General features: G+C 66.7%; 20 protein-coding genes. 13 read left to right on the top strand and 7 right to left on the bottom strand.

All coding sequences use genetic code 11. From position 1 onward, the window contains the following. Positions 1 to 116: 116 nt before the first annotated feature. Both ACO2Q5_RS06635 and ACO2Q5_RS06640 read left to right on the top strand, forming a co-directional pair. Entirely contained in the window at positions 117 to 920 is an 804-nt protein-coding gene (locus ACO2Q5_RS06635; RefSeq protein WP_423289163.1) for an MBL fold metallo-hydrolase, read from the top strand. A 38-nt stretch (positions 921 to 958) separates the two neighbouring features. Then, positions 959 to 2,371 carry an FAD-binding oxidoreductase gene (locus tag ACO2Q5_RS06640; protein ID WP_423289165.1) on the top strand — a complete coding sequence of 471 codons (1,413 nt, stop codon included), beginning with the start codon at positions 959 to 961 and terminating at the stop codon, positions 2,369 to 2,371. Between the two features lie 935 nt (positions 2,372 to 3,306). Here the strand turns inward: ACO2Q5_RS06640 and ACO2Q5_RS06645 are convergent. From ACO2Q5_RS06645 to ACO2Q5_RS06655, 3 genes are read right to left on the bottom strand one after another with little or no spacing between them, the layout of a single operon-like run. Further along, a complete protein-coding gene (locus tag ACO2Q5_RS06645; RefSeq protein WP_423289167.1) occupies positions 3,307 to 3,846 on the bottom strand; it encodes an adenine phosphoribosyltransferase in 540 nt (179 codons plus the stop codon). Positions 3,847 to 3,858: 12 nt separating this feature from the next. Further along, on the bottom strand, positions 3,859 to 4,209 hold the full coding sequence (locus tag ACO2Q5_RS06650; protein ID WP_423289169.1) for a hypothetical protein: 351 nt from the start codon (positions 4,207 to 4,209) through the stop codon (positions 3,859 to 3,861). Next, on the bottom strand, positions 4,209 to 5,075 hold the full coding sequence (locus tag ACO2Q5_RS06655) for an S-methyl-5'-thioadenosine phosphorylase (protein WP_423289171.1): 867 nt from the start codon (positions 5,073 to 5,075) through the stop codon (positions 4,209 to 4,211). The genes ACO2Q5_RS06650 and ACO2Q5_RS06655 overlap by 1 nt, the downstream gene beginning before the upstream one ends. A 244-nt stretch (positions 5,076 to 5,319) precedes the next feature. Between ACO2Q5_RS06655 and ACO2Q5_RS06660 the strand changes: the two genes are divergently transcribed. The 6 genes from ACO2Q5_RS06660 (at position 5,320) to ACO2Q5_RS06685 (ending at position 12,925) form a co-directional block, all read left to right on the top strand. Beyond that, positions 5,320 to 6,579: an aspartate kinase gene (locus tag ACO2Q5_RS06660; RefSeq protein ID WP_423289173.1), complete on the top strand. Its 1,260-nt coding sequence runs from the start codon at positions 5,320 to 5,322 to the stop codon at positions 6,577 to 6,579. 160 nt (positions 6,580 to 6,739) lie between these two features. Further along, entirely contained in the window at positions 6,740 to 7,159 is a 420-nt protein-coding gene (locus tag ACO2Q5_RS06665; protein ID WP_423289175.1) for a PACE efflux transporter, read from the top strand. 152 nt (positions 7,160 to 7,311) lie between these two features. Beyond that, a complete protein-coding gene (gene ptsP, locus ACO2Q5_RS06670) occupies positions 7,312 to 9,555 on the top strand; it encodes a phosphoenolpyruvate--protein phosphotransferase (protein WP_423289177.1) in 2,244 nt (747 codons plus the stop codon). A 216-nt stretch (positions 9,556 to 9,771) separates the two neighbouring features. Next, complete coding sequence (ctaA, locus tag ACO2Q5_RS06675; protein WP_423289179.1) at positions 9,772 to 10,941, top strand: heme A synthase; 1,170 nt, start codon at positions 9,772 to 9,774, stop codon at positions 10,939 to 10,941. Further along, on the top strand, positions 10,938 to 12,419 hold the full coding sequence (locus tag ACO2Q5_RS06680; RefSeq protein WP_423289181.1) for a carboxypeptidase M32: 1,482 nt from the start codon (positions 10,938 to 10,940) through the stop codon (positions 12,417 to 12,419). The genes ctaA and ACO2Q5_RS06680 overlap by 4 nt, the downstream gene beginning before the upstream one ends. A gap of 86 nt (positions 12,420 to 12,505) precedes the next feature. Further along, positions 12,506 to 12,925 (top strand): PaaI family thioesterase, encoded by a 420-nt coding sequence (locus ACO2Q5_RS06685; protein WP_423289183.1) that lies wholly within the window; start codon positions 12,506 to 12,508, stop codon positions 12,923 to 12,925. 55 nt (positions 12,926 to 12,980) lie between these two features. Here the strand turns inward: ACO2Q5_RS06685 and katG are convergent, their stop codons facing one another. Beyond that, positions 12,981 to 15,152, bottom strand: a complete 2,172-nt coding sequence (katG, locus tag ACO2Q5_RS06690) for a catalase/peroxidase HPI (RefSeq protein ID WP_423289185.1) — start codon at positions 15,150 to 15,152, stop codon at positions 12,981 to 12,983. A gap of 131 nt (positions 15,153 to 15,283) precedes the next feature. Between katG and ACO2Q5_RS06695 the strand changes: the two genes are divergently transcribed. After that, entirely contained in the window at positions 15,284 to 16,186 is a 903-nt protein-coding gene (locus ACO2Q5_RS06695; protein WP_423289187.1) for a LysR substrate-binding domain-containing protein, read from the top strand. On the opposite strand, the gene ACO2Q5_RS06700 is transcribed toward ACO2Q5_RS06695, so the two are convergent. The 3 genes from ACO2Q5_RS06700 to ACO2Q5_RS06710 form a co-directional block, all read right to left on the bottom strand. Continuing rightward, positions 16,168 to 16,728 (bottom strand): L,D-transpeptidase, encoded by a 561-nt coding sequence (locus tag ACO2Q5_RS06700; RefSeq protein WP_423289189.1) that lies wholly within the window; start codon positions 16,726 to 16,728, stop codon positions 16,168 to 16,170. The genes ACO2Q5_RS06695 and ACO2Q5_RS06700 overlap by 19 nt on opposite strands. Before the next feature lie 197 nt (positions 16,729 to 16,925). Next, on the bottom strand, positions 16,926 to 17,552 hold the full coding sequence (locus ACO2Q5_RS06705) for a CoA transferase subunit B (protein ID WP_423289191.1): 627 nt from the start codon (positions 17,550 to 17,552) through the stop codon (positions 16,926 to 16,928). Continuing rightward, on the bottom strand, positions 17,552 to 18,262 hold the full coding sequence (locus tag ACO2Q5_RS06710; protein ID WP_423289193.1) for a CoA transferase subunit A: 711 nt from the start codon (positions 18,260 to 18,262) through the stop codon (positions 17,552 to 17,554). Before ACO2Q5_RS06710 ends, ACO2Q5_RS06705 begins: the two co-directional genes overlap by 1 nt. Before the next feature lie 118 nt (positions 18,263 to 18,380). On the opposite strand from ACO2Q5_RS06710, the gene ACO2Q5_RS06715 reads away from it, so the two are divergent. The 4 genes from ACO2Q5_RS06715 (at position 18,381) to ACO2Q5_RS06730 (ending at position 23,326) form a co-directional block, all read left to right on the top strand. After that, positions 18,381 to 18,932, top strand: coding sequence for a LuxR C-terminal-related transcriptional regulator (locus ACO2Q5_RS06715; protein ID WP_423289195.1), 552 nt, complete (start codon positions 18,381 to 18,383; stop codon positions 18,930 to 18,932). Positions 18,933 to 19,433: 501 nt separating this feature from the next. Next, the gene (locus tag ACO2Q5_RS06720; RefSeq protein WP_423289197.1) at positions 19,434 to 20,930 is read left to right on the top strand and encodes an aldehyde dehydrogenase family protein; all 1,497 of its coding nucleotides are present in this window, start codon (positions 19,434 to 19,436) and stop codon (positions 20,928 to 20,930) included. 82 nt (positions 20,931 to 21,012) lie between these two features. Then, positions 21,013 to 22,089: an alcohol dehydrogenase catalytic domain-containing protein gene (locus tag ACO2Q5_RS06725; protein WP_423289199.1), complete on the top strand. Its 1,077-nt coding sequence runs from the start codon at positions 21,013 to 21,015 to the stop codon at positions 22,087 to 22,089. Positions 22,090 to 22,240: 151 nt separating this feature from the next. Beyond that, on the top strand, positions 22,241 to 23,326 hold the full coding sequence (locus tag ACO2Q5_RS06730; protein WP_423289201.1) for a sugar ABC transporter substrate-binding protein: 1,086 nt from the start codon (positions 22,241 to 22,243) through the stop codon (positions 23,324 to 23,326). Positions 23,327 to 23,350: the final 24 nt, after the last annotated feature.

Here is a 23,350-nt window from a genome sequence, read left to right on the forward strand (position 1 = left end):
GGAGGCGGACGACGCTGACCGGGGCGAAACGACCCCGGCTCGCGCATCCGTGATGCCGGGGCGAGGGGCGCGTCGGGGTAGCCTTGCGTCACCCGCCGCCGCCGGAGGTCTGCCCCATGACCCGCCCGCTTGCCGCCCTGATCCTGTCCCTGGGAACGCTGCCCGCCATCGCGCAGGAGCGGATCCCCTCGCATTGCATCGCCCTTGCCGCGGGGCCAGCACGGGTGATGCCTGCCGCGCTGACCGTGCCGGAGGCGGATCATGTGCTGCTGCGTTTTCTGGATCATGCGAGCTTTGCCATCGTGGCCGAGGACGGCACTTTTGCGGTGACGGATTACACCGGCTATCTCGGGACGGGCGATGCGGTGCCGGATGTGGTGACGATGAACAATTCCCACAGCACCCACTGGACGCCGACGCCTGACCCGCGCATCCCCCATGTGCTGAAGGGCTGGCCCGAAGCGGGCGCGCTGCCGGACCACCGGCTGGATCTGGGGATGATGCTGGTCCGCAATGTGACGACGGATGCGCGCAGCTGGGGCGGCTCGGTCCGGCCGGACGGCAATTCGATTTTCATCTTCGAGGTGGCAGGCCTCTGCATCGGTCATCTGGGCCATCTGCACCAGATCCCGACCGAGGCCCAATATGCCGCCATCGGGCGGATGGATATCGTGCTGGTGCCGGTCGATGGCCGGGTCACGCTGGCCGTGGATGACATGGTGCAGGTGGTGCGGCGGCTGCGGTCGAAGGTGGTGATCCCGATGCACTGGATGTCGGGAGCGGGGCTTCAGATGCTCATGGCGGCTTTGTCCGGGCAGTTTCAGGTGGTCGAGACCGGGCTGAACGAGATGGTCTTTTCCATCCGGGATCTTCCGGCCGAGCCGACGATCCTTGTGCTGGAGCCGCGCTGGCTGGACTGATCCGGCGCGCGGGTCTAGGCAGGGGGCCGGAGGTGCCCATGCTGAACCCCTGCGATGCCGCTTTCCTTGCCGGTCTGTCCGAAACCCTGCCGCCCGGCACCCTGCGTGAGGCCGAACCGCGTTGGCTGAGCGAGCCGCGCGGGCGCTATCAGGGGCAGGCGGGCGCCGTGGCCCTGCCGCGCAGCACCGCGGAGGTGTCCGCCATCCTGCGGGCCTGTGCGGCGGCCCGGGTCGGGATCGTGCCCTGGGGCGGGGGGACGGGGCTGGTGGCCGGACAGGTGATGGCCGAGGGCCCGGCGCCGCTGCTGCTGTCGCTGGAGCGGATGGCCGCGGTCCGCGGGATCTGGCCCGGGGAAAATGTCATCGCGGTCGAGGCGGGCATGACGCTGCAATCCGTGCAGGAGGCTGCGGCCGCGGCGGGTCTGCTGTTCCCGCTGTCGCTGGCCAGCGAGGGGACTGCGGCCATCGGCGGCAATCTGGCCACGAATGCCGGGGGCACCGCGGTGTTGCGCTACGGCAATGCGCGCGACCTGTGTCTGGGGCTGGAGGCGGTGCTGCCGGACGGTTCGGTCTGGAACGGGCTGGGGCGGCTGCGCAAGGACAACACCGGCTATGACCTGAAGAACCTGCTGATCGGGTCCGAGGGCACGCTGGGAGTGATCACCGCGGCAAGCCTGCGGCTTTATTCGCAGCCCGCGGCGCGGGTGGTGGCCATGCTGGCCGTGCCCTCTCCGGCCGCGGCGCAGGCGCTGTTGCGGCTCTGTCAGGCGCAGACCGGCGGGCTTGTCAGCGGGTTCGAGCTGATCGGGCGCATGGGGTTCGAGTTTCTGGCCGAGGCCGGGCCGGCACTGCCCTTGCCCTTTGCTGCCCCGCCGGACTGGACGGTGCTGCTGGAACTGGGTCTGCCCGTCGCGATGGAGCCGGAGGCGACCATGGCGGGGATCTATGAGGCGGCGGATGGTGCCGGGCTGGTGCTGGACGGGGTCATCGCCACATCCGAGGCGCAGGCCGACCAGCTTTGGGCGATCCGCGAGTCGATCCCGGAAGCCAACAAGCGCATCGGCGCGGTGGCGAGCCATGACATCAGCCTGCCGCTGGATGCGATCCCGGGCTTTCTGGAGACGGCCGGGGTGGCGCTGGCGGCGCGGGCGGATGTGCGGATCAATGCTTTCGGCCATCTGGGCGATGGCAATCTGCATTACAACCTGTTCCCGGCCCGGGGGCGGCACCGCAGCGACTATGACGATGCGCGCGCGGAACTGACGCGGATCGTGCATGATCTGGTGGCGGCCGAGGGGGGCAGCATCTCGGCCGAGCACGGGATCGGGCGGCTGAAGGTGGCCGATCTGGAGCGTTACGGCGATCCGGCCCGGCTTGCGGCGATGCGGGCGATCAAGGCGGCGCTGGATCCGGCAGGCATCATGAATCCCGGCGCTGTGCTGCGCGGCTGACCCACCCCGCCGCGGGGCTTGCAAAGCGGAGCGGCCGCAGGCGGCGGCCGCAAGTCTGGTCCTCGCCTCTGGCCTGCGGCCAACCGCCTCGGGCGGCGCCTCGGCATTGGCAGAGGAATGCTGCCTGCCGGCGAGCCGGGTGATCTGCGGTGGTCGTTATGGTGGCTGTCTGACCGGGGCGGCGCCGGACCGCAGAAAGCCGGGGCGAGGGGCTAGTTGATGACCGTCGCACAGGGGGGAGGTTTGAACCCCGGCGTATCGTGGTCTCTGGGGAATATTGCCGGGGCTGGCCTGTGTCCCGCCCCGGGATGGGGCGGATGGTCGTGCGGCCTCAGCGCTGAGATGTCTGATTCTGGCCAATGGGCGAGACGGGGCCCGAGTCGAGGCAATCAGGGGCTCTCTGCCCGGATGGGACGGGATGGCGCAGGGGGATTGGCCAGGGTGCGATTCTGGAGCGTGATGTCGCGGCGTTGGTCTGTGGCAGCTGTGGGTGCGGGCGCTATCGCTCGCGGTGATCACTGGGGATGGCTCGTCCCGGAGGACAATGCTGCGTGCTTGAGCCGCCGAGGGAAAGCCCCGCCGGTGGGGGCCGGCGGGGATGCGGTATCGGGCGGGGTGAGGCCCTTGCGCGGGGCCGGCGGCTTGGGGTTTGGGTGGGGTGTTCCGCCGGTAAGCCCAGATTGACCGGCGCGGGTTGCGATTCGGTTAACGGTGGAAAGGGCCGGCCATCGCCTCAGCCCCGTTATCGCGCCTTTTCCTTCACCTCACGCGCCGCGCCATCGCGCACAGGCCGTTACTTGAACAGACCGTCATTCCGCGGCATTGGCCCGCGGCACCTCGCCGATTGAGTTGCCCGGTGCCATCCCCCACCGGCCCGGGCTGCGTCCCCGGTTGTCCCCTCTGGTCGCGATGCCCCCGGTCCCCGCCTCCGGGTCTTACAGCCCCTCGAAGGCGCAAAGGGCGTGGACCTCCAGCCCCATTCCCTCCAGCCGCTTGCGGCCGCCCAGATCGGGCAGGTCCACCACGAAGGCGCAGCCCACCACCTGCGCGCCGAGCCGTTCGATCAGCCGGATGCCGGCCGCCGCCGTGCCGCCGGTGGCCAGCAGGTCATCGACCAGCAGCACCTTCTCGCCCGGCTGCATCGCATCGTCATGCACCTCGATCACCGCCTCGCCATATTCCAGCGTATAGGCCTCGGCGATGGTGGCGCCCGGCAACTTGCCCTTCTTGCGGATGGGCACGAATCCGGTGGAGAGCTGATGCGCCACCGCGCCGCCCAGAATGAACCCCCGCGCCTCCAGCCCGGCGACCCGGTCGATCCGCATCCCGGCATAGGGCGCCAGCAGCTGATCCACCGCCATCCGGAACCCGCGCGGATCGGCGAAGAGGGTGGTGACATCGCGGAACAGGATCCCCTCATGCGGGAAATCCACGATGGTGCGGATATAGTCGCGGACGGTTTTCTGGCGGGTCATGGGTGCGGTCCTTCAGCGGCCTCGGGCCTGATCGATTTCGTGAAGCGCCGCCTCTGACAGGAACCAGAGGCGGTCGTGCCGGTCGCAGTGCAGCTTTGACCGGAGCGTCTGTTTCCGGCGGTCCGCGCCGTCCAGCCAGCTTGCGGCAAGGGGCGGGGACAGGCGGGTCGCCGCGCCGGTCTGCAGTGTGGCGCCGTTGCAGGCGAGCACGGGCACCTCTTCGACGAGCCCGATGGCGTTGGCCCACAGGTGGACCGTGTCACCCGACCCGGGAAGCCGCGCCGGGCGGGCGCGGGTGGGAAGGGGAACCGTGACACTGTCCAGCGTGGCGATCCCTGCGGATTTCAGCAGCCAGGCCGCCATCACAATACCCGGCCCGCCACGGCGTCCAGCTTGGCCAGCAGGGCAGGGTCGCGTTTCTCTGGCGCGGTCATCAGCGCATAGGTCAGGGCGCGGTCGCAGCCATGGGGGCAGGGCGCGCGTTCCGGGCCGAGAAGGGCGGGCAGGGCCGCCACGGTCGCGCGGGCGGCGCTGGCATTCGCCGTCAGCGTCGCGATGACGGCGGCCACATCCACGGCGTCATGGTCGGGGTGCCAGCAGTCGTAATCGGTGACCATCGCCAGCGAGGCATAGCAGATCTCGGCCTCCCGCGCGAGTTTAGCCTCCGGCATGCCGGTCATGCCGATGACATCGGCGCCCCATTGGCGGTAGAGCAGGCTTTCGGCGCGGGTGGAAAACTGCGGCCCCTCCATCGCCAGATAGGTGGCGCCGTCATGCACCTTTACCCCGGCGCTTTCCGCCGCGCGGACGGCCAGAGTACCCAGCCGGGGGCAGGTGGGATGCGCCACGCTGACATGGCCCACGCAGCCCGGGCCGAAGAAGCTTTTCTCCCGCGCGAAGGTGCGGTCGATATACTGGTCCACCCGCACGAAATCGCCCGGCGCGTAATCCTCACGCAGCGAGCCTACGGCCGAGACGGCCAGCAGGTCGGTCACCCCGAGCCGTTTCAGCGCGTCGATATTGGCGCGGTAGGGCACGGAACTGGGCGTATGAACGTGCCCCCGCCCGTGCCGCGGCAGAAAGGCCATCGGCACGCCGGACAGCCGCCCGGTCAGGATCTGGTCCGAAGGCGGCCCCCAGGGTGTGTCCACCGTGACCCATTCGGCATCCTCCAGCCCCTCGATCTGATAAACGCCCGAGCCGCCGATGACGCCGATCATGGTCTGCATGGATAATCCCCCGGTTGTGCGGGATGAGCCTAGCGGCACCGTGCAGGTGCGGCAAGCCGCCCGGTCATCCCGCCGCACCCGCGCATGAGTATTTGGATCAAGAGGAAGACCCGTCCCTTCCTCTTGATCCAAATACTCTCGCCGAAGGCACCTCTGGCACGGCAAGGCGCTTTCTTCGGCCCTTGCGCCGACCCCGCAGGGCCGCTAGGAAGCGCGCGGTTTGAACGGGCCGCGGGGGGGTGCCATGCCGCTTCTGGTAATGAAATTCGGCGGAACCTCCGTCGCCAATCTTGAGCGTATCGAGAATGCGGCGCTGAAGGTTCAGAAAGAGGTGGAGCGCGGCTATGACGTGATCGTCATCGTCAGCGCCATGTCGGGCGAGACCAACAAGCTGGTGGGTTACGTCGAGGGCACCTCGAAACTCTACGATGCGCGCGAATATGACGCGGTGGTCGCCAGCGGCGAGAATGTGACGGCGGGGCTGATGGCGCTGCGGTTGCAGGAAATGGGGATTCCCGCCCGCAGCTGGCAGGGCTGGCAGGTGCCGATCAACACCACATCGGCCCATGGTTCGGCCCGGTTCATGAGCATTCCGCGCGAGAATATCGACGCGAAATTCGCCGAAGGATTCAAGGTGGCCGTCGTTGCGGGCTTCCAGGGGATCAGCGCCGAAGGCCGGATCACCACTCTGGGCCGCGGCGGCAGCGATACCACGGCGGTGGCCTTTGCGGCGGCCTTCGCGGCGGAACGCTGCGACATCTATACCGATGTGGACGGCGTCTACACCACCGACCCGCGTGTCAGCCGCAAGGCCAGGAAGCTCGACAAGATCGCCTTCGAGGAGATGCTGGAACTGGCCTCGCTGGGCGCCAAGGTCCTCCAGACCCGCTCGGTCGAGCTGGCGATGCGCTACAAGGTGCGGCTGCGTGTGCTGTCGTCCTTTGAGGATACCGACGAAAACTCCGGCACCCTGGTCTGCGACGAGGAGGAAATCATGGAATCGAAAGTCGTCTCTGGCGTGGCCTTCTCGCGCGAGGAAGCCAAGATCACCCTCTTCACCATCGAGGACCGGCCCGGCGTGGCGCAGGCCATCTTTGGCCCCCTGGCCGAAGCCGGGGTGAATGTGGACATGATTGTCCAGAACATCAGCGAGAAAGACTATGACGACCACCATTCCGGTGCCGTCACCGACATGACCTTCTCTTGCCCGATCAACCAGGTCGAGCGTGCGAAGAAGGCCATGGAAGATGCCCGCGCCGAAGGGCTGATCAAATATGACGAGCTGATCATCGACACCGATGTGGCCAAGGTCTCGGTCGTGGGGATCGGCATGCGGTCACAGGTGGGCGTGGCCGCGCGGACCTTCAAGGCGCTGGCCGATGAGGGGATCAACATCAAGGTGATTGCGACGAGCGAGATCAAGATTTCCGTCCTGATCGACCGCAAATACATGGAACTGGCCGTGCAGGCGCTGCATGACGCCTTCGAGCTGGACAAGGCCTGAGGTTGCTGGCCTGATCCGTCCCGCTCCGGCACCATGACAGGCCCCGCCCGGCAACGGCGGGGCCTTTTCCTTCGGCGGGCTTGCCGCTACCCTGCGGACAAAGCGAGGACCATCTCCCCCATCCGGGACGCTTTGCCCAGATCGTCACCCCGGGGGACCCATGCGCAAGACAGGCGACCGCATCCGGCATGCGCTGATGTTCGAAGGCATCGGCCTTGCTTTGGTGGCGCCTTTGGGTGGTCTGATCTTCGGCGTGCCAGCCGGGCATTTCGGCGTGGTGGCGGTGGTCAGCACCACGATTGCCATGGGCTGGACCTATCTTTTCAACCTTGGTTTCGATCATGCCCTGCGGCGGCTTGGCCGCAGTTTGCGCAAGACGCCGGTGCAGCGGGTGCTGCATGCGGTTCTGTTCGAGGCCGGGCTGCTGTGCCTGCTGGTGCCGCTGATCGCCCTCTATCTGGCCGTGCCCCTGTGGGAGGCCTTCGTGATGGATGTGGCGCTGGCGGGGTTCTACCTGGTCTATGCGCTGGCCTTCAACTGGGGCTATGACCTGATCTTTCCGCTGCTGCCCGACAGCTGACCGCGCCCGCAACAGGCATCAGCGCGGCAGAATGCCCGGTTTCTGGCCGCCGTCCGTCCCGCTGCGCTGCGGCGTATCGGGGGCGTTCCGTTTGCCGCAAAGCTGTGGTCTAAGGGCGCTATTGTTTCCAATTCAGAGTTTGTTCCGGAATCATGCCCGATCGCAGTGAGAGCGACAGCCGCAAGCTTCTGCGCCGTTTGCGCGATGTTCTGGCCATGCCCGGCAAAGGGCAGGACCGGCTGGACCGCATCACCCATCTGATTGCGGATTCGATGGGGACTGAGGTCTGCTCGATCTATCTGTTCCGCGACGCCGAGACGCTGGAACTTTTCGCGACCGAGGGGTTGAAGAAGGAATCCGTCCACCAGACCCGGATGCGGCTGGGCGAGGGGCTGGTGGGCCGCGTCGCCCGCACCGGGCAGCCGGTGAACACCGCCAATGCGCCGGGCGAAAAGGGCTTTCGCTACATGCCCGAGACGGGGGAGGAAATCTATTCCTCCTTCCTTGGTGTGCCGATCCAGCGCGTGGGCGAAAAGCTGGGCGTTCTGGTCGTGCAGTCGAAAGAACAGCGCAGCTTCTCGGACGAGGAGCTGGATGCCATCGAAGTGGTGGCCATGGTGCTGGCCGAGATGACGGAACTGGGCGCCTTTGCCGGCGATGACGGTTCGGTCCGGGCGCTGCACCGCCAGCCGGTGATGTTCCGCGGGGCCACCGGGCAGGAAGGCGCCGCCGAGGGCCGGGTCTGGCTGCACGAGCCGCGGGTGGTGGTGACGAACCCGGTGGCGGATGATCCCCTGACCGAGATCGACCGCATCCGAGATGCCGTGGGACGGCTGCGCGTGTCCATCGACGATCTTCTGGAGGCGGAAAGCCTCGACAAGGACCAGAAGCAGGTGCTGGAAGCCTACCGGATGTTCGCCCAGTCCCGCGGCTGGCTGCGCCGGATGGAGGATGACATTGCGCGCGGCCTCTCGGCCGAGGCGGCGGTGGAAAAGGAACAATCCTCGGCCCGGGCGCGGCTGGAACAGGTGCAGGACCCCTATCTGCGCGACCGCATCCATGATCTGGACGACCTGTCGAACCGCCTGCTGCGCATCCTGACCGGGCAGGGCACCGATACCGGCGCGCAGATGCCGGACAACCCGATCCTCGTCGCGCGCAACATCGGCCCGGCCGAGCTGCTGGATTACGGGCGCAAGCTGAAGGGCGTGGTGCTGGACGAAGGCTCGGTCGGGTCGCATGCGGCGATTGTGGCGCGGGCGCTGGCCATCCCGCTGGTGATCCACACCGGCAATATCACGACCGAGGCGCTGAACGGCGACCCGATCCTTGTCGATGGCGATCAGGGCATCGTGCACCTGCGCCCCGAGGAAACCGTGGCCCGTGCCTTCCGCGACAAGATCGCCATGCAGGCCGAGGCACAGAAGCGGTATGCCAGCCTGCGCGGCAAGCCCGCCACCGCGAAATGCGGCACGACCATCGCGCTGCACATGAATGCGGGGCTGATGGCAGACCTGCCCAGCCTGCAGAATTCCGGCGCCGAAGGTGTGGGCCTCTTCCGGACCGAGCTCCAGTTCCTTGTCCGGTCGAAAATGCCGAAACGGTCGGAACTGGCGATGCTTTACACCCGCGTCATGGATGCGGCCAAGGGCAAGCGGGTGGCCTTCCGGACGCTGGACATCGGCTCGGACAAGGTGCTGCCCTATATGAAGCCCAACGAGGAGCCGAACCCGGCCATGGGCTGGCGGGCGATCCGGGTGGGGCTGGACAAGCCGGGCGTGCTGCGGATGCAGGTCCAGGCGCTGATCCGGGCGGCGAACGGGCGGCCGCTGACCATTATGTTCCCCTTCGTGGCCGAACATTCCGAATTCGTCGAGGCGCGGGCCTGCATCCTGCGAGAGCTGCATCGCGAACGTTCTCTGGGTCATGCTGCCCCCGAACGGCTGGAGATCGGGGCGATGTGCGAGACGCCCTCGCTGGCCTATGCGCCGCGGGCCTTTTTTGAGGCGGCCGATTTCATCTCGGTCGGCGGCAATGACCTGAAGCAGTTCTTCTTTGCCGCCGACCGCGAGAACGAGCGCGTCCGCCGCCGCTATGACACGCTGAGCCTGTCGTTTCTGGCCTTTCTGGAAACCATCGTCGCGCGCTGCGCCGAGACCGGGACGGCGCTGTCCTTCTGCGGCGAGGATGCCGGGCGCCCCATCGAGGCCCTGGCCTTGGCCGCACTCGGCTTTCGCGCGCTGTCGATGCGCCCGGCGTCGATCGGGCCGGTCAAGGCACTGATCCGGCGCGTCGATCTGCGCGAGGTGCGCGCGGTGATCGAGGCCGCCCGCGCGGCGGGCGAGGAAAGCGTGCGCCCCCGTCTGATGGACTGGCTGGCTTCGCAACCCGAATAGGGGGCGCTGCCCCCGTCGCGTGCCGCGACTCCCCCGGGATATTTTCTCCAGTATGAAAGCGCAAAGGTCTTTCATACTGGCTCAAATATCCCCGCCGGAGGCCTCTGTGGCTGCGGCCTGCGGCACGTTCGGCAAGAGGGGCGCGGGCTCTTGAAGCCGGGGGGGCGGCGGCCTAGTGTCCGCGGGAAAGCGACGCCGTCGAGCAAAGGGTGCCAAATGGCCGGAAAACGCAGCATTTTCGAGGAAGTGGGCGAGGGCGCAAAGCCCGCGCGGGCGGCGAAAGGCGGCCTGATCGACGCAAGGCCGAAAGGGGCGCGGCGGTCAATCCGCAACTGGCTGATCGTGCTGTTCCTTCTGGTGGCGGCCATGGTGGTGGTGGGCGGGCTGACCCGGCTGACCGATTCCGGGCTGTCGATCACCGAATGGCGGCCGGTAACGGGTTCGGTTCCACCGATGAACGAGGCAGACTGGACCGCGGAATTCGCCAAATATCAGGGCACGCCGCAGTTCGAGCGCGCCAATCCCGGCATGACGCTGGCCGAATTCAAGACGATCTACTGGTGGGAATGGGGGCACCGGCAGCTCGGGCGCACGGTGGGCGCGATCTGGGCCATCGGCTTCCTGTGGTTCCTGGCACGGCGGCAGATTCCGGCGGGCTGGACCGGGCGGCTGGTGCTGGTCGGCGCGCTGGGCGGCGTGCAGGGGGCCATTGGCTGGTGGATGGTCGCCTCGGGTCTTGAGGGCGCGCGGATCGCCGTGGCGCCGTACCGGCTGGCCACGCATCTGGGGCTGGCCTTCATCATTCTGGGCTTCCTTGGCTGGTATATCCTGCTTTTGGGCCGAAGCGAGGCGCAGCTGATGACGGCGCGCCGCGGGCGGGAGGCGAAGCTGTTTTCGCTGTCCACCGGGCTGATGCATTTCGCCTTCCTCCAGATATTGCTGGGTGCACTGGTGGCGGGCACCGATGCGGGCACCGCCTTCCCGACCTGGCCCCTGATGGGCGAGAGCTTCATCCCGGCGGACATCTTCTATGTCACCGATCTGGACGGCAACGTCCTGCCCGCCTGGCATGCCTTCTTTGAAGGGCAGGGGATGACACAGTTCCTGCACCGGATGGCGGGCTATCTGCTGTTTGTCTTCGGTATCGTCGTCTGGTTACGCGGCAGGAAATCGGCGCATGCGACCACCCGCTTTGCCTTTCACATGGTGATGCTGATGCTGGTGGCGCAGGTGGGCCTTGGCATCATGGCCGTGCTGACCGGCGCGCATCTTCACGTCTCGATCACCCATCAGATCGGGGCCATCCTTCTTTGGGTGCTGATCCTGCGGGCTCGGCACCTGTCGCAATACCCCGTGGCGGGGTCGATCCGGAAAGGCACGGCATGACACGCAACGACGCTTATGAAGCGCTGATGGCCCATGCGCGCGAGACCTGCGCGCTGGAGCAGGTGGCGGGCCGGCTGGGTTGGGATCAGGAAACCATGATGCCCCGCGGCGCCGCCGAACAGCGCGGCGAGGAAATGGCCGCGATGGAGGGCGTCTTGCACGCCCGGCGCACCGACCCGCGTCTTGGGGACTGGCTGGAGGCGGTGCAGGCCACCGATCCCGTCGCGCTGGCGCAGGTCGAAAAGCTGCGCCGCGGCTATTCCCGCGCCAGCCGGGTGCCCGCGAAACTGGCGCAGGAGATTGCACGCGTGACCTCGGTCGCGCAAGGCATCTGGGCCGAGGCGCGGTCGCGCGACGATGTGGCGCATTTCCTGCCCACGCTGGCGCAGGTGGTGGCGCTGAAGCGGGAAGAGGGGGCTGCGCTGGCCCAGGGCGGCGACGCCTATGACGCGCTGGTGGACGATTACGAACCCGGCATGACCGGGGCCGATATCGCCGCCATGTTCGGCGCGCTGCGGCCGCGGCTGGTGGCATTGCGGGAGAAGATTCTGGGTGCTGACCGGCAGCCCGCCGCCCTGACCGGCAGCTTCGGCGCGGATGCGCAGAACCGGCTGTCGCGCGATCTGGCCACCGCCTTCGGCTATGACTGGTCGCGCGGGCGGGTCGATATTGCGGTGCATCCGTTCAGCTCCGGCTCGGGCAATGATGTGCGCATCACCACCCGGATCGCGGAAGCGGACCCGTTCAACTGCTTCTACTCGACGATCCACGAGGTGGGCCACGCCTGCTATGAACAGAACGTCGACCCCGATTACCTGCTGACCCCCATCGGCGGCGGCGTCTCCATGGGCGTGCATGAAAGCCAGAGCCGGATTTATGAGAACCAGCTGGGCCGCAGCCGCGCCTTCACCGGCTGGCTGTTCGGGCAGATGCGCGAACGGTTCGGCGAATTCGGCGTCGCCTCGCCCGAGGATTTCTTCGCTACCGTGAACCGGGTGCAGCCCGGCTTCATCCGGACTGAGGCGGATGAGGTGCATTACAACCTGCATGTGATGCTGCGGTTCGATCTGGAACGCGCACTGATGCGCGGCGAGCTGGAGGCGGATCAGCTGGAAGAGGCGTGGAACGCCCGGTTCCTGTCCGATTTCGGCGTGGCGGTGGACCGGCCCAGCCATGGCGTGTTGCAGGATGTGCACTGGTCGGTGGGGCTTTTCGGCTATTTCCCGACCTATACCCTGGGCAACCTTTACGCGGGCTGCCTGCACAAGGCGCTGCGGGCCGACCTGCCGGATCTGGATGCGCAACTGGCCGCGGGCGATCCGGCCCCGGCCACCGGCTGGCTGCGGGAAAAGGTGCAGCGGCACGGCGGGCTTTACACGCCCCGCAGCGTCATCGCGCGGGCCTGCGGCTTTGAGCCGGAAGCCGGGCCGCTTCTGGATTATCTGGAGGCGAAGTTCGGCGCGATCTACGGGCTCTGACCGCCGTCAGGCGCGGCTTTGCCCCTTCCTCTTGACAGAAATACTCCGGGGGTGCGGGGGCTGGCCCCCGCATTCGGGAGCGGATCATGACCCTGCAGATGGACCGGGCGGCGCTGACCGCCTTTCTTCTCCGCGATTTCGGTCAGGTGGCGGCGGATTTCGCAGTGGAGCGGGCGGATACCGCGGGCGTCGCCCTGCGGCTGATCGCGGCAGAGCGGCATCTGCGGCCGGGGGGCACCGTCTCCGGCCCGGCGATGTTCGCTCTGGCCGATGTGGCGATGTATCTGGCGATCCTGTCGCGGATCGGGCCGGTCGCTTTGGCGGTCACCACCAATTGCGCGATTGATTTCATGCGCAAACCCGCCGCGGGCCGCGATCTGCGGGCCGAGGCGCGGGTGCTGAAGCTGGGCCGGGTCCTGGCGGTGGGCGATGTGCTGATCTTCTCGGACGGCGAAGAGGCGCCGGTGGCGCGGGCGGGCCTGACCTATTCCATCCCGCCGCGGTGACATGAAAAAGGGCGCCGCGGTGTCCTGCAGCGCCCCCTGTCTCAGACCCGGCCGATCAGGCCAGATCGAACCGGTCGGCGTTCATCACCTTGGTCCAGGCGGCCACGAAATCGGCCACGAACTTGCCCGCATTGTCGTCCTGGGCGTAGACCTCGGCATAGGCGCGCAGGATCGAGTTCGAGCCGAACACCAGATCCACCCGGCTGGCCGACCACTTCACGGCACCCGACGCACGGTCAAGGATATTGTAGCTGTTGGCGCCGGTGGGCTGCCACTTGTTCGACATATCCGTCAGGTTGACGAAGAAATCGCTCGTCAGCGCGCCTTCGCGGTCGGTGAAGACGCCGGTTTTCGACCCGCCGAAGTTTGCCCCCACAACCCGCAGCCCGCCGACCAGAACGGTCATTTCTGCTGCGGTCAGACCCAGAAGCTGGGCACGGTCCAGAAGCATCTCTTCGGGGCTGACGACATAGTCCTTCTTCTGCCAGTTGCGGAAGCCGTCGGCCACCGGCTCCAGATAGGAGAACGACTCGACATCGGTCTGGTCCTGCGTGGCATCACCGCGGCCCGGGGCGAAGGGCACTTCGACCGCATGGCCCGCGGCGGCGGCAGCCTTCTCGATGCCGACATTGCCGGCCAGCACGATCACATCGGCCAGCGAGGCGCCGTATTGCGCGGCGATCGGCTCCAGCACGGCCAGAACGCCGGCCAGACGGGCGGGCTCATTGCCTTCCCAGTCCTTCTGCGGCGCCAGACGGATGCGCGCGCCATTGGCACCGCCGCGATAGTCCGACTTGCGGAAGGTTCGCGCCGAATCCCATGCGGTGGAGACCAGATCCGCCACCGACAGGCCCGAGGCGCCAATCGCCCGCTTCACCGCGCCGATGTCGTATTGGGTGGCACCAGCCGGGATCGGGTCCTGCCAGATCAGATCCTCAGCGGGGATTTCCGGCCCGACATAGCGCGACTTCGGCCCCATGTCGCGGTGGGTCAGCTTGAACCATGCCCGGGCGAAGGCATCGCTGAACGCCTCGAAATCATTCATGAACCGCTCGGCAATGGCGCGATAGGCGGGGTCCACCTTCAGCGCCATGTCGGCATCGGTCATCATCGGGAAGGTCTTGATCGAGGCATCTTCCACATCCGCGGGCTTGTCTTCCTCGGCGATGGAGACCGGGCCCCATTGGGTGCCGCCAGCGGGCGATTTCACCAGATGCCAGTCATGCTTGAACAGCATTTCGAAGAAGCCGCCGTCCCATTTGGTGGGGTTGGTCGTCCATGCCCCTTCCAGACCCGAGACCACCGTGTCGCGGCCGATGCCGCGGCCCTTGGTGTTCATCCAGCCAAGGCCCTGATACTCCGGGCCTGCGGCTTCGGGATCGGCCGACAGGTCGGCCGCGCTGCCGTTGCCGTGGGATTTGCCGATGGTGTGGCCGCCCGCGGTCAAAGCGACGGTTTCCTCGTCATCCATCCCCATCCGGGCAAAGGTTTCCCGCATCATCGCCGCGGTGGCCAGCGGGTCGGACTTGCCGTTCACCCCTTCGGGGTTCACGTAGATCAGGCCCATCTGCACGGCAGCGAGGGGGTTTTCCAGCGATTTGGCATCCGACACATCGCCATAGCGGGTGTCCGACGGCGCCAGCCACTGCTTTTCGTCGCCCCAGTAGGTGTCCTTCTCGGGGTGCCAGATGTCTTCGCGGCCGAAAGCAAAGCCGAAGGTTTTCAGCCCGGCTTCCTCATAGGCGACGGTCCCGGCCAGGATCATCAGATCGGCCCAGCTGATCTTGTTGCCGTATTTCTTCTTCAGCGGCCACAGCAGGCGGCGGCCCTTGTCGGTGTTGACGTTGTCCGGCCAGCTGTTCAGCGGGGCGAACCGCTGGTTGCCGGTATTGGCGCCACCGCGACCGTCGGTCACCCGGTAGGAGCCTGCCGCATGCCACGCCACCCGGGCGAACATGCCGACATAGCTGCCCCAGTCGGCCGGCCACCAGTCCTGGCTGTCGGTCATCAGGGCGCGCAGATCGGCCTTCAGCGCCGCCACGTCCAGCCCTTTCAGCGCCTCGCGATAGTTGAAGCCCTGCAGCGGGTTCGTCTTGGTGTCATGCTGGTGCAGGATGTCCAGATTCAGCGCATTCGGCCACCAGGCCATCACCGAATTTCCGGTCGAGGTCATGCCGCCATGCGCGACCGGGCATTTGCCCGCGGGTTTCACGTCGTTGCCGTCCATATCTGGCTCCTGTCTGGCTGGTCTTCGGGCCTTGGTCTTGCGAATCCCGGGCCCCATTTCTGGAATCGTTCTAGCATAGGAGTTTCATAAACAGAATTTGCATTTTCTAATGTGAATGATAGGTGAAGGTTATGAATGGCATCACCATGCGCCACCTGCGCTATTTCGAGGCCTTGGCCCAGCATGGCCATTTCGGCCGCGCGGCCGAGGCCTGTGCCATCTCGCAACCCGCGCTGTCGGTGCAGATGAAAGAGCTGGAGGAGATACTGGGCGCCGCGCTCATCGAACGCGGGCCGCGACAGCTGCGGCTGACGCCGGTGGGGCAGGCGCTGGCCGACCGCGCGCGCGAGATTTTGCGCGCGGTGGACGATCTGGGCGCGCTGGTGCAGGTGGAGGGCGGGCCGTGGACCGGGCGGCTGCGCATCGGCGTGATCCCGACCGTGGCGCCCTATCTTCTGCCCGGGATGATCCAGCGGCTGGCCGCGCGCCACCCCGCGCTGGACCTGCGCCCGCGTGAGGCGGTGACGCCCCGGCTGGTCGAGGATCTGGTCGAGGGGCGGCTGGATGTGGCCGTGGTGGCGCTGCCGATCTCGGAACCCGCGCTGGTGGAAACCCCGCTCTTTTCCGAGGAATTCGTGCTGGTCCGCCCCGCCGCCGATGCCGCCCTGCCGGTGCCGGACCCGGAGACCCTGCGCGAGATGCGGCTGCTTCTGCTGGAAGAGGGGCATTGCTTCCGCGATCAGGCCTTGTCCTTCTGCCAGCTGTCCCGTGCCCTGCCGCGCGATCTGATGGAGGCCAGCTCGCTGGCCACCTTGGTGCAGATGGTGGGGGCGGGCATCGGCGTGACGCTGATCCCCGAAATGGCGGTGGCAGTGGAAACCCCCACGGCCGAAGTGTCCGTGGTGCGCCTGCCCGAACCGCGCCCCAAACGCACCATCGGCCTTGTCTGGCGCCGCACCAGCCCGCTGCGCCCCCGGCTGGAGGCGCTGCCCGATCTGTTCCGCAGTCCCGGCGGTCAGATTACCCGGACCTGAGTGCCGATCGGGCACAAGGGATAAAGCTGGGCGATCATCTCGTTATAAAGCCCGATGCAGCCATCCGACGATCTGCGGCCGATCTTCCGCGTGTCATGGGTGCCGTGGATGATATAGGCGGGCCAGCTCAGATACATCGCATGGGTGCCCAAGGGGTTCTCAGGCCCGGGCGGGATCGGCTTCCAGTCGGGATAGCGTTCCATCTGCGATGGCGTGGGCGTCCAGCTTGGCCCCTCTTTCTTGCGCACGATCTCGGTATAGCCGCGTTTCGTCAGCTCATCCGAAATGGGAACAGAGGTCGGGAAGACCCTGTAATCGCTGCCATCTGCATTCCAGTAATGCAGCGCGCGCGAGACGGTGTCGGCCACGATGGTGGCCTTGCCCAGACCGGGGAAATGGTCGCGCCAGTCCTGCATGGTGAAGCTGGAGGTGTTGGCCCGCGGATTGCCCCCGGCATCCTGCGCCCGCACCAGCGCGGGCAGCGACAGCCCGGCGGCGGCGCCAAGGCCAAGGGACAATGCCGTGCGGCGGGAAAACGTCATCGCATCTGCTCCTCTTTTTCTTTGTCCCAGACTGGGCCGCGCAGCCGGGCCGCACAACCGCGGGGCGCGGGGGAAAGCGGGAACATCCGCTCACGTCTTTGCCAGCTGACAGAATCGTGAAATGGCAGGGCATTGATCGCGCAGGAAAAAGGCCGCCCGTCGCGCGGACGGGCGGCCCTTGTCTGTGCCTTTGGTCCTTAGACCAGCGTGGCCTCGGTCGCCTTGCGGAACTCTTCTTCCGACACGCCATCCGCCAGTTCCACCAGCTTCAGCCCGCCGGGCACCACATCCAGAACACCCAGATTGGTGATGATCCGGTCCACCACCGCCTTGCCGGTCAGGGGCAGGGTGCAGGATTTCAGCACCTTGGATTCGCCCGCCTTGTTGGTGTGGTCCATCACCACGACCACGCGGCCCACCCCGGCCACAAGGTCCATGGCGCCGCCCATGCCCTTGACCAGCTTGCCCGGGATCATCCAGTTCGCCAGATCGCCGTCTTCGGAGACTTCCATCGCGCCAAGGATCGCCATGGCGATCTTGCCGCCGCGGATCATCGCGAAAGAGGTGGCGCTGTCAAAGAATGCGGTCTGCGGCAGTTCGGTGATCGTCTGCTTGCCCGCGTTGATCAGGTCCGGGTCTTCCTCGCCCTCGAACGGGAAGGGACCCATGCCCAGCATGCCGTTTTCCGATTGCAGCGTGACCGTCATCCCGTCAGGGATGTAATTCGCCACCAGCGTCGGAATGCCGATGCCAAGGTTCACATAGGTGCCGTCCTGCAGCTCTTTCGCAGCGCGGGCGGCGATCTGGTTACGGTCCCAGGGCATCACACGGCCTCCTTCTTGCGGGTGGTGCGCTGTTCGATGCGCTTCTCATGGGTGCCCTGCACGATGCGGTGCACATAGATCCCCGGCAGGTGGATCGTGTCGGGGTCAAGGCTGCCCATCGGCACGATTTCCTCGACCTCGGCCAGACAGATTTTGCCGCAGGTGGCCGCGGGCACGTTGAAGTTGCGCGCGGTCTTGCGGAACACAAGGTTGCCCGACGGATCGGCCTTCCACGCCTTCACGACGGACAGGTCCGCCACGATCCCGCGTTCCAGGATATAGGTCTTGCCGTCGAACTCGTGATGTTCCTTGCCGTCGGCAATGACGGTGCCCACGCCGGTTGCGGTGTAAAAGCCCGGAATGCCCGCGCCACCCGCCCGCATCCGCTCGGCCAGCGTGCCCTGCGGATTGAACTCCAGCTCCAGCTCGCCCGACAGGTATTGCCGCATGAATTCGGCATTCTCGCCCACATAGGAGGAGATCATCTTCTTGATCTGCCGGCTTTCCAAGAGGATGCCCAGACCGAACCCGTCCACGCCGCAGTTGTTCGACGCGACCGTCAGGTCCTTCACGCCGCTTTGGCGGATGGCGGCAATGGCCAGTTCCGGAATGCCGCACAGGCCAAAGCCCCCGGCCGCGATCAGAAGCCCGTCGCGCAGCACGCCGTCCAGCGCGGCCGCGGCATCGGGGTAAATCTTGTTGAAGCCCATCTTCCCCTCATGGATGAAAGCCTGCCCCCCGGTCAGGCCGGAGGAATGACGCATCCTCAGGGATTGTGCGCGGCCTTCCCATCCGTAAGAATACTTAGATGGCTAAGTAGAGGGCGCGATGCGCGGCGATACAGAACGGCTGGCCTTCCGCCACGCCCCCGACGCCACGCTCATGCTGGCCGAGCGGGTGATCGTCGAGGCAAGCCTGATGGTGGAGGAGGTCTTCGGCTGGACGCCCGCCGAACTGCGCGGACAGTCGATCCGCCTGCTTTACCCCGGCCCCACCGACTACGCGCTGATCGGCGACCGCGCCCGTCGCGCGATGCGCGACCATCCGGTGTTCAGCGATGAACGCTTCATGCGCCGCAAGGACGGGCAGGTGGTCTGGATGGAGGCACGCGGCCGCACGCTCGACCCGGCCGAGCCGGAGCGGATGGCGGTCTGGACCTATCGGCCGGCCGAAGGTGGACCCCCGGCCGAAAGCGCGCTGACCGCCGCGGAAAAGCGCGTCGCCCGCTATCTGGTGAATGGGTTCACCTCGAAAGAGATCGGGCAGGCGCTGGCCTGTTCCCCGCGCACGGTGGAGGTGCACCGCGCCAATATGCTGCGCAAGCTGGGGGTGCGGAACAGTTTCGAACTGGTGTCGCGCCTGCTGGGGGCCGCGGATTAGCATCAGGTCCCACCCGCCGGGCCGGGCCGCCTGACCGCCGATCTTGCCCGCGGTTCAGCAGGGCTGGGACTGCTGTCGAGGGGCGATCACTGCCGAGATCGTCGGTCGGACCGGCGGCCGCGCCATGGCTGGGGCCGGGACGATGGGCCGTTCCTCCGCCAGCCCCGAACAGGTGCAGGGCCGGGGATCATGCCCCAGACACGGGCTTTGCTGCGGTTGTCCGCTGCATGTCGCGATGGCGGGGCATGCTGCCGAAGGGGGCGATCCGGATGATCGCACCGCGCATTTGGCATCGCCCTGCAGCGGCGAGAGGGGGCGGGACGGGTGCGGAAAATCATATTGCGATCTGCGATCACAGATCATTGACCGATGGTCTTTCATCATGCTACCCCTTGCAGCGGGAGAGGGAGACTCGGGCCGGGAAGGCCGCTTCTCTGATCTTCAGGCACGCCGGACCGGCGCGCCGACATAGTTCAGACGTTCCTTTGGGAGGAGAAACCGATGAATATTGCTGTGCCGCCCGGCTTGCTGGGCGCAGAGGCCGAGGCATTCCTCACGCGCAAGCAGCAGATGCTGATTGGCGGCAAATGGGTGGATGCGCTGTCGGGCAAGACATTCGATGTCTTCGACCCCGCCAATGGCAGAAAGATCACCAGCGTGCCCGAAGCCGACAAGGCCGATGTGGACCGGGCGGTGGCCGCGGCCCGTGCCGCCTTTGACGCGGGGCCCTGGCCGAAGATGAACCCCACGGCCCGCTCGGTCCTGATCTGGCGGCTGGCCGATCTCCTGGACAAGTACGGTGATGAGCTGGCGCAGATCGAAAGCGTGGACAACGGCAAGCCGGTCCGCGATGCCCGCGCGGTGGATGTGGGCTTCGGCGTGGATCTGCTGCGCTATATGGCGGGCTGGTGCACCAAGATCGGCGGCGATGTCATTCCGATGTCGGTTCCGGGCGAATGGCACGCCTATACCCTGCGCGAACCCGTGGGCGTCTGCGCGCAGATCGTGCCGTGGAACTTTCCGCTGCTGATGGCGATCTGGAAGATCGCGCCCGCGCTGGCCGCCGGTTGCACCGTGGTGCTGAAGCCCGCCGAACAGACGCCGCTGACCGCACTGCGTCTGGGTCAGATCATCGAGGAGGCGGGCTTCCCGCCGGGCGTGTTCAATGTGGTGACGGGTGACGGCCGTACCGGGGCCGCGCTGGTCGATCACCCGGACGTGGACAAGGTGGCCTTCACCGGATCGACAGAAGTGGGCAAGCTGATTGTCAAGGGTTCGGCCGGGAATCTGAAAAAGGTCTCGGTGGAACTGGGCGGCAAGTCGCCGCAGATCGTCTTTCCCGATGCCGATCTGGACCACACCATTGCGGGCACCGCCTCTGGCATCTTCTTCAATGCGGGCCAGTGCTGCACCGCGGGCTCGCGGATCTATGCCCACAAGTCAGTCTTCGACAAGCTGGTCGCCGGTCTGGCCGAGGAGGCAGGCAAGCTGAAGATCGGCCGCGGCCTGCTGCCTGATACCAACATCGGCCCCGTCATCTCGCAGGAACAGTTCGACAAGGTGTCGGGCTATCTGGCGGCGGGCAAGCGCGACGGCGCCGAGGTGGTGGCGGGCGGCGAACGCTGGGGTGATGAGGGCTATTTCATCAAACCGACGATCTTTGCCCATACCAATCCGCAGATGTCGGTGGTGCGCGAGGAAATCTTCGGGCCGGTGGTCTGCGCGATGCCCTATGACGATGACGATCTGGACAAGATCGCGGCCGAGGCGAACAACACCCAGTTCGGTCTGGGCGCCTCGATCTGGACCCGCGACATGAGCGTGGCGCACAAGCTGGCCCGGAAGATCAAGGCCGGAACGGTCTGGATCAACTCGCACCTGACCAATGATGTGGCATTGCCCTTCGGCGGCTTCAAGCAATCGGGCTGGGGCCGCGAGATGGGGCGTGAGGCGATCGAGCTTTACACCCAAGTCAAATCGGTGGCCTGCCGCCTCTGACCTTTTTCCCCTTTGCCAAGATCAACGGGCCGCACCTGCGGCGGCCCGCATGGAACAGGCATCCCATTGACAGGAGGATGAAATGGGAATGATGAATGCCTCGGTTCTGGACGGCGTGCGGTCCATCGCACGGGTCGAACAGGTCGAGATCCCGGAGATTGGCGCCGATGATGCGCTGATCCGCGTGGTCGCCTCGGGCATCTGCCGCAGCGACTGGCATCTGTGGAACGGTGACTGGGCCTGGTTCAACCAGAAACTTTACCCGACGCTGGGCCATGAGATCGGCGGCGTGGTCGAGGCGGTCGGCGCCAATGTGAAGAACATCAAGACCGGCATGAAGGTGACGATCCCCTTCAACCTCGCCTGCGGTTCCTGCGCCTATTGCCGCAAGGGGCGGCAGAACCTCTGCGACAACCAGCAGGTGCCGCATTCCCTGCCCGGGTCGGGTGGTTGGGCGGAATACATGCGCGCGCCCAATGCCGACATGAACTGCATGCCGTTGCCCGAGGGCGTGGATGAGCTGGCCGCGGCGGCGCTGGGCTGCCGGTTCATGACCGCATGGCGCGCGGTGCAGACGCAGGGCGCGGTGCGCGGCGGTGAGACGCTGGCCGTCTTCGGCTGCGGTGGCGTAGGCCAGGCCGCGGTCGAGATCGGTGCGGCTCTTGGCGCGCGCGTCATCGCCGTGGATGTGGACGACCGCAAGCTGGCGCGGATGAAGGAGCTGGGCGCCGATGCGGTGGTCAATTCCGGCGGTCTGTCGGGCGAAGAGGCCGCGCTGAAGGTCAAGGCCGTGACCGACGGCAACTGGGGCGCGGATCTGGCGGTCGATGCGCTGGGCATCCGCAACACGATGATCGGCGCGCTGATGAGCCTGCGCAAGGGCGGGCGGCTGGCGCAGGTCGGCCTGACCTCGCAGGCGGAGCAGGGCAAGGTCGCGCTTCCGACCGACCTGATCGTCGTCAACGAATGGGAGATCCGTGGCTCTCTGGGCAATCCGCAGGGCGGCTATCATGACCTTCTGGGCATGGTCGCGCGGGGCAAGCTGAACCCGACGCGGCTGGTGTCGGAACAGGTGCGGCTATCCGATGTCGCCCGGGTTCTGGACGACATGGATAACTTCCGCACCAACGGCTACGTGGTCATCACCGACTTCACCTAAGACCGGCCGCTTCGGCCGTGCAATCCCCGGCCCGCCTGACCGCGGGCCGGACCGAAGATGGCTTGCCGCGGGGAGGCGGCGGGCCGTGCCCTGTCCAAAGACACACAACAAAACCGGTATGCCACAGGCAACCGGATGGGAGGAGATTGCCATGACGAACGAGATCATTCCGCAGGAAACCCCGACCGACGCCCCGGCCGCGCGGCCCGCCTCGGGCCCCGGCCTGTCGCGCCGCGGTTTCATGACCGCTGCTGCAGCCACCGGCATGGCCATGGGCGGCGTCACCCTTGGCGGCTTTGTCACCCCGGCCCGCGCCGTGGGCAAGGATCCGGCCTCGCTGAAATTCGCCGCCGCTTTGGGCTGGACCGCCTTCGATTCCGGGACCCATATGCTGAACGGCTACAAGGATGCCGTGGCGGCCATGGGCGGAGAGCTGACGATTTCCGACGCGGGCTTTGACCCGAACAAGCAAAGCCAGCAGATCGACGCGCATATTGCCAACCGGCCCGATGCGCTGTTCATCACCCCCGCCGATGTGGTGGCCATCACCCCGGCCATCAAGCGCGCGACCGATGCGGGCATTCCTGTCTTTGTGGGCGACAGCCTGTCGATCGGCCCGGCCTTCACCAACACCACCATGTCGAACCAGTTCGGCATGGGCGAATATACGATGGAATACATCGCGGCCCAGTTGGGCGGCAAAGGCAAGGTGGCCACCGTCCGTCTGCCCGCGAATGAGACATGGGACCTGCGCTCGCACGGGATGCGGGCGGCGCTGGCCCGTCATCCGGGGCTGGAGCTGGTGGCCGACTGGGCCTTCGCCTTCAACTCGAACACCACACCGCGGCAGGCGGTGGACAATATCCTGACCGCGAACCCCGATATCGACGCCATCTGGTGCGCATGGGACGGGGCCGCGGTCGAAGGCGCGCTTGCGGTGCGGGCGGCGGGCAAGGATGACCAGATCATCATCACCGGCATCGACGGCGGCAAGCAAGCCTTTGAATATATCAAGGCGGGCACCTCGCTGAAACTGACCATGGGCCAGTCGCTCTATGAGGTGTCGTGGCTGAACGTGCAGTTCGCGCATCAGTTCCTGGCCGGAAATCCGGTGCCGCGCATCGTGATCAGCCCGGTCTATCCGGTGTCGCAGGACCAGCTGAAGGACATCGACATCCCCGATGACTTTGACCACCCCGGCCGCGCGCAGGAGCTGGGCTGGGTCCGCGCGCTCTGAGCGGGCACAGGTCCGGGGGGGCGG

It is taken from the genome of Neotabrizicola sp. VNH66 (assembly GCF_049445895.1).
In the GTDB taxonomy this organism is placed as follows: domain Bacteria; phylum Pseudomonadota; class Alphaproteobacteria; order Rhodobacterales; family Rhodobacteraceae; genus Pseudogemmobacter.

What these genes read in the sequence shown, in the direction of transcription:
- ACO2Q5_RS06645 (WP_423289167.1), bottom strand. Translation starts at nt 3,846, where the DNA reads ATGACCCGCCAGAAAACCGTCCGCGACTATATCCGCACCATCGTGGAT.
- ACO2Q5_RS06640 (WP_423289165.1), top strand. Translation starts at nt 959, where the DNA reads ATGCTGAACCCCTGCGATGCCGCTTTCCTTGCCGGTCTGTCCGAAACC.
- ACO2Q5_RS06710 (WP_423289193.1), bottom strand. Translation starts at nt 18,262, where the DNA reads ATGGGCTTCAACAAGATTTACCCCGATGCCGCGGCCGCGCTGGACGGC.
- ACO2Q5_RS06655 (WP_423289171.1), bottom strand. Translation starts at nt 5,075, where the DNA reads ATGCAGACCATGATCGGCGTCATCGGCGGCTCGGGCGTTTATCAGATC.
- ACO2Q5_RS06660 (WP_423289173.1), top strand. Translation starts at nt 5,320, where the DNA reads ATGCCGCTTCTGGTAATGAAATTCGGCGGAACCTCCGTCGCCAATCTT.
- katG (WP_423289185.1), bottom strand. Translation starts at nt 15,152, where the DNA reads ATGGACGGCAACGACGTGAAACCCGCGGGCAAATGCCCGGTCGCGCAT.
- ACO2Q5_RS06685 (WP_423289183.1), top strand. Translation starts at nt 12,506, where the DNA reads ATGACCCTGCAGATGGACCGGGCGGCGCTGACCGCCTTTCTTCTCCGC.
- ptsP (WP_423289177.1), top strand. Translation starts at nt 7,312, where the DNA reads ATGCCCGATCGCAGTGAGAGCGACAGCCGCAAGCTTCTGCGCCGTTTG.
- ACO2Q5_RS06700 (WP_423289189.1), bottom strand. Translation starts at nt 16,728, where the DNA reads ATGACGTTTTCCCGCCGCACGGCATTGTCCCTTGGCCTTGGCGCCGCC.
- ACO2Q5_RS06720 (WP_423289197.1), top strand. Translation starts at nt 19,434, where the DNA reads ATGAATATTGCTGTGCCGCCCGGCTTGCTGGGCGCAGAGGCCGAGGCA.
- ctaA (WP_423289179.1), top strand. Translation starts at nt 9,772, where the DNA reads ATGGCCGGAAAACGCAGCATTTTCGAGGAAGTGGGCGAGGGCGCAAAG.
- ACO2Q5_RS06725 (WP_423289199.1), top strand. Translation starts at nt 21,013, where the DNA reads ATGGGAATGATGAATGCCTCGGTTCTGGACGGCGTGCGGTCCATCGCA.
- ACO2Q5_RS06695 (WP_423289187.1), top strand. Translation starts at nt 15,284, where the DNA reads ATGAATGGCATCACCATGCGCCACCTGCGCTATTTCGAGGCCTTGGCC.
- ACO2Q5_RS06650 (WP_423289169.1), bottom strand. Translation starts at nt 4,209, where the DNA reads ATGGCGGCCTGGCTGCTGAAATCCGCAGGGATCGCCACGCTGGACAGT.
- ACO2Q5_RS06715 (WP_423289195.1), top strand. Translation starts at nt 18,381, where the DNA reads ATGCGCGGCGATACAGAACGGCTGGCCTTCCGCCACGCCCCCGACGCC.
- ACO2Q5_RS06680 (WP_423289181.1), top strand. Translation starts at nt 10,938, where the DNA reads ATGACACGCAACGACGCTTATGAAGCGCTGATGGCCCATGCGCGCGAG.
- ACO2Q5_RS06705 (WP_423289191.1), bottom strand. Translation starts at nt 17,552, where the DNA reads ATGCCCTGGGACCGTAACCAGATCGCCGCCCGCGCTGCGAAAGAGCTG.
- ACO2Q5_RS06665 (WP_423289175.1), top strand. Translation starts at nt 6,740, where the DNA reads ATGCGCAAGACAGGCGACCGCATCCGGCATGCGCTGATGTTCGAAGGC.
- ACO2Q5_RS06730 (WP_423289201.1), top strand. Translation starts at nt 22,241, where the DNA reads ATGACGAACGAGATCATTCCGCAGGAAACCCCGACCGACGCCCCGGCC.
- ACO2Q5_RS06635 (WP_423289163.1), top strand. Translation starts at nt 117, where the DNA reads ATGACCCGCCCGCTTGCCGCCCTGATCCTGTCCCTGGGAACGCTGCCC.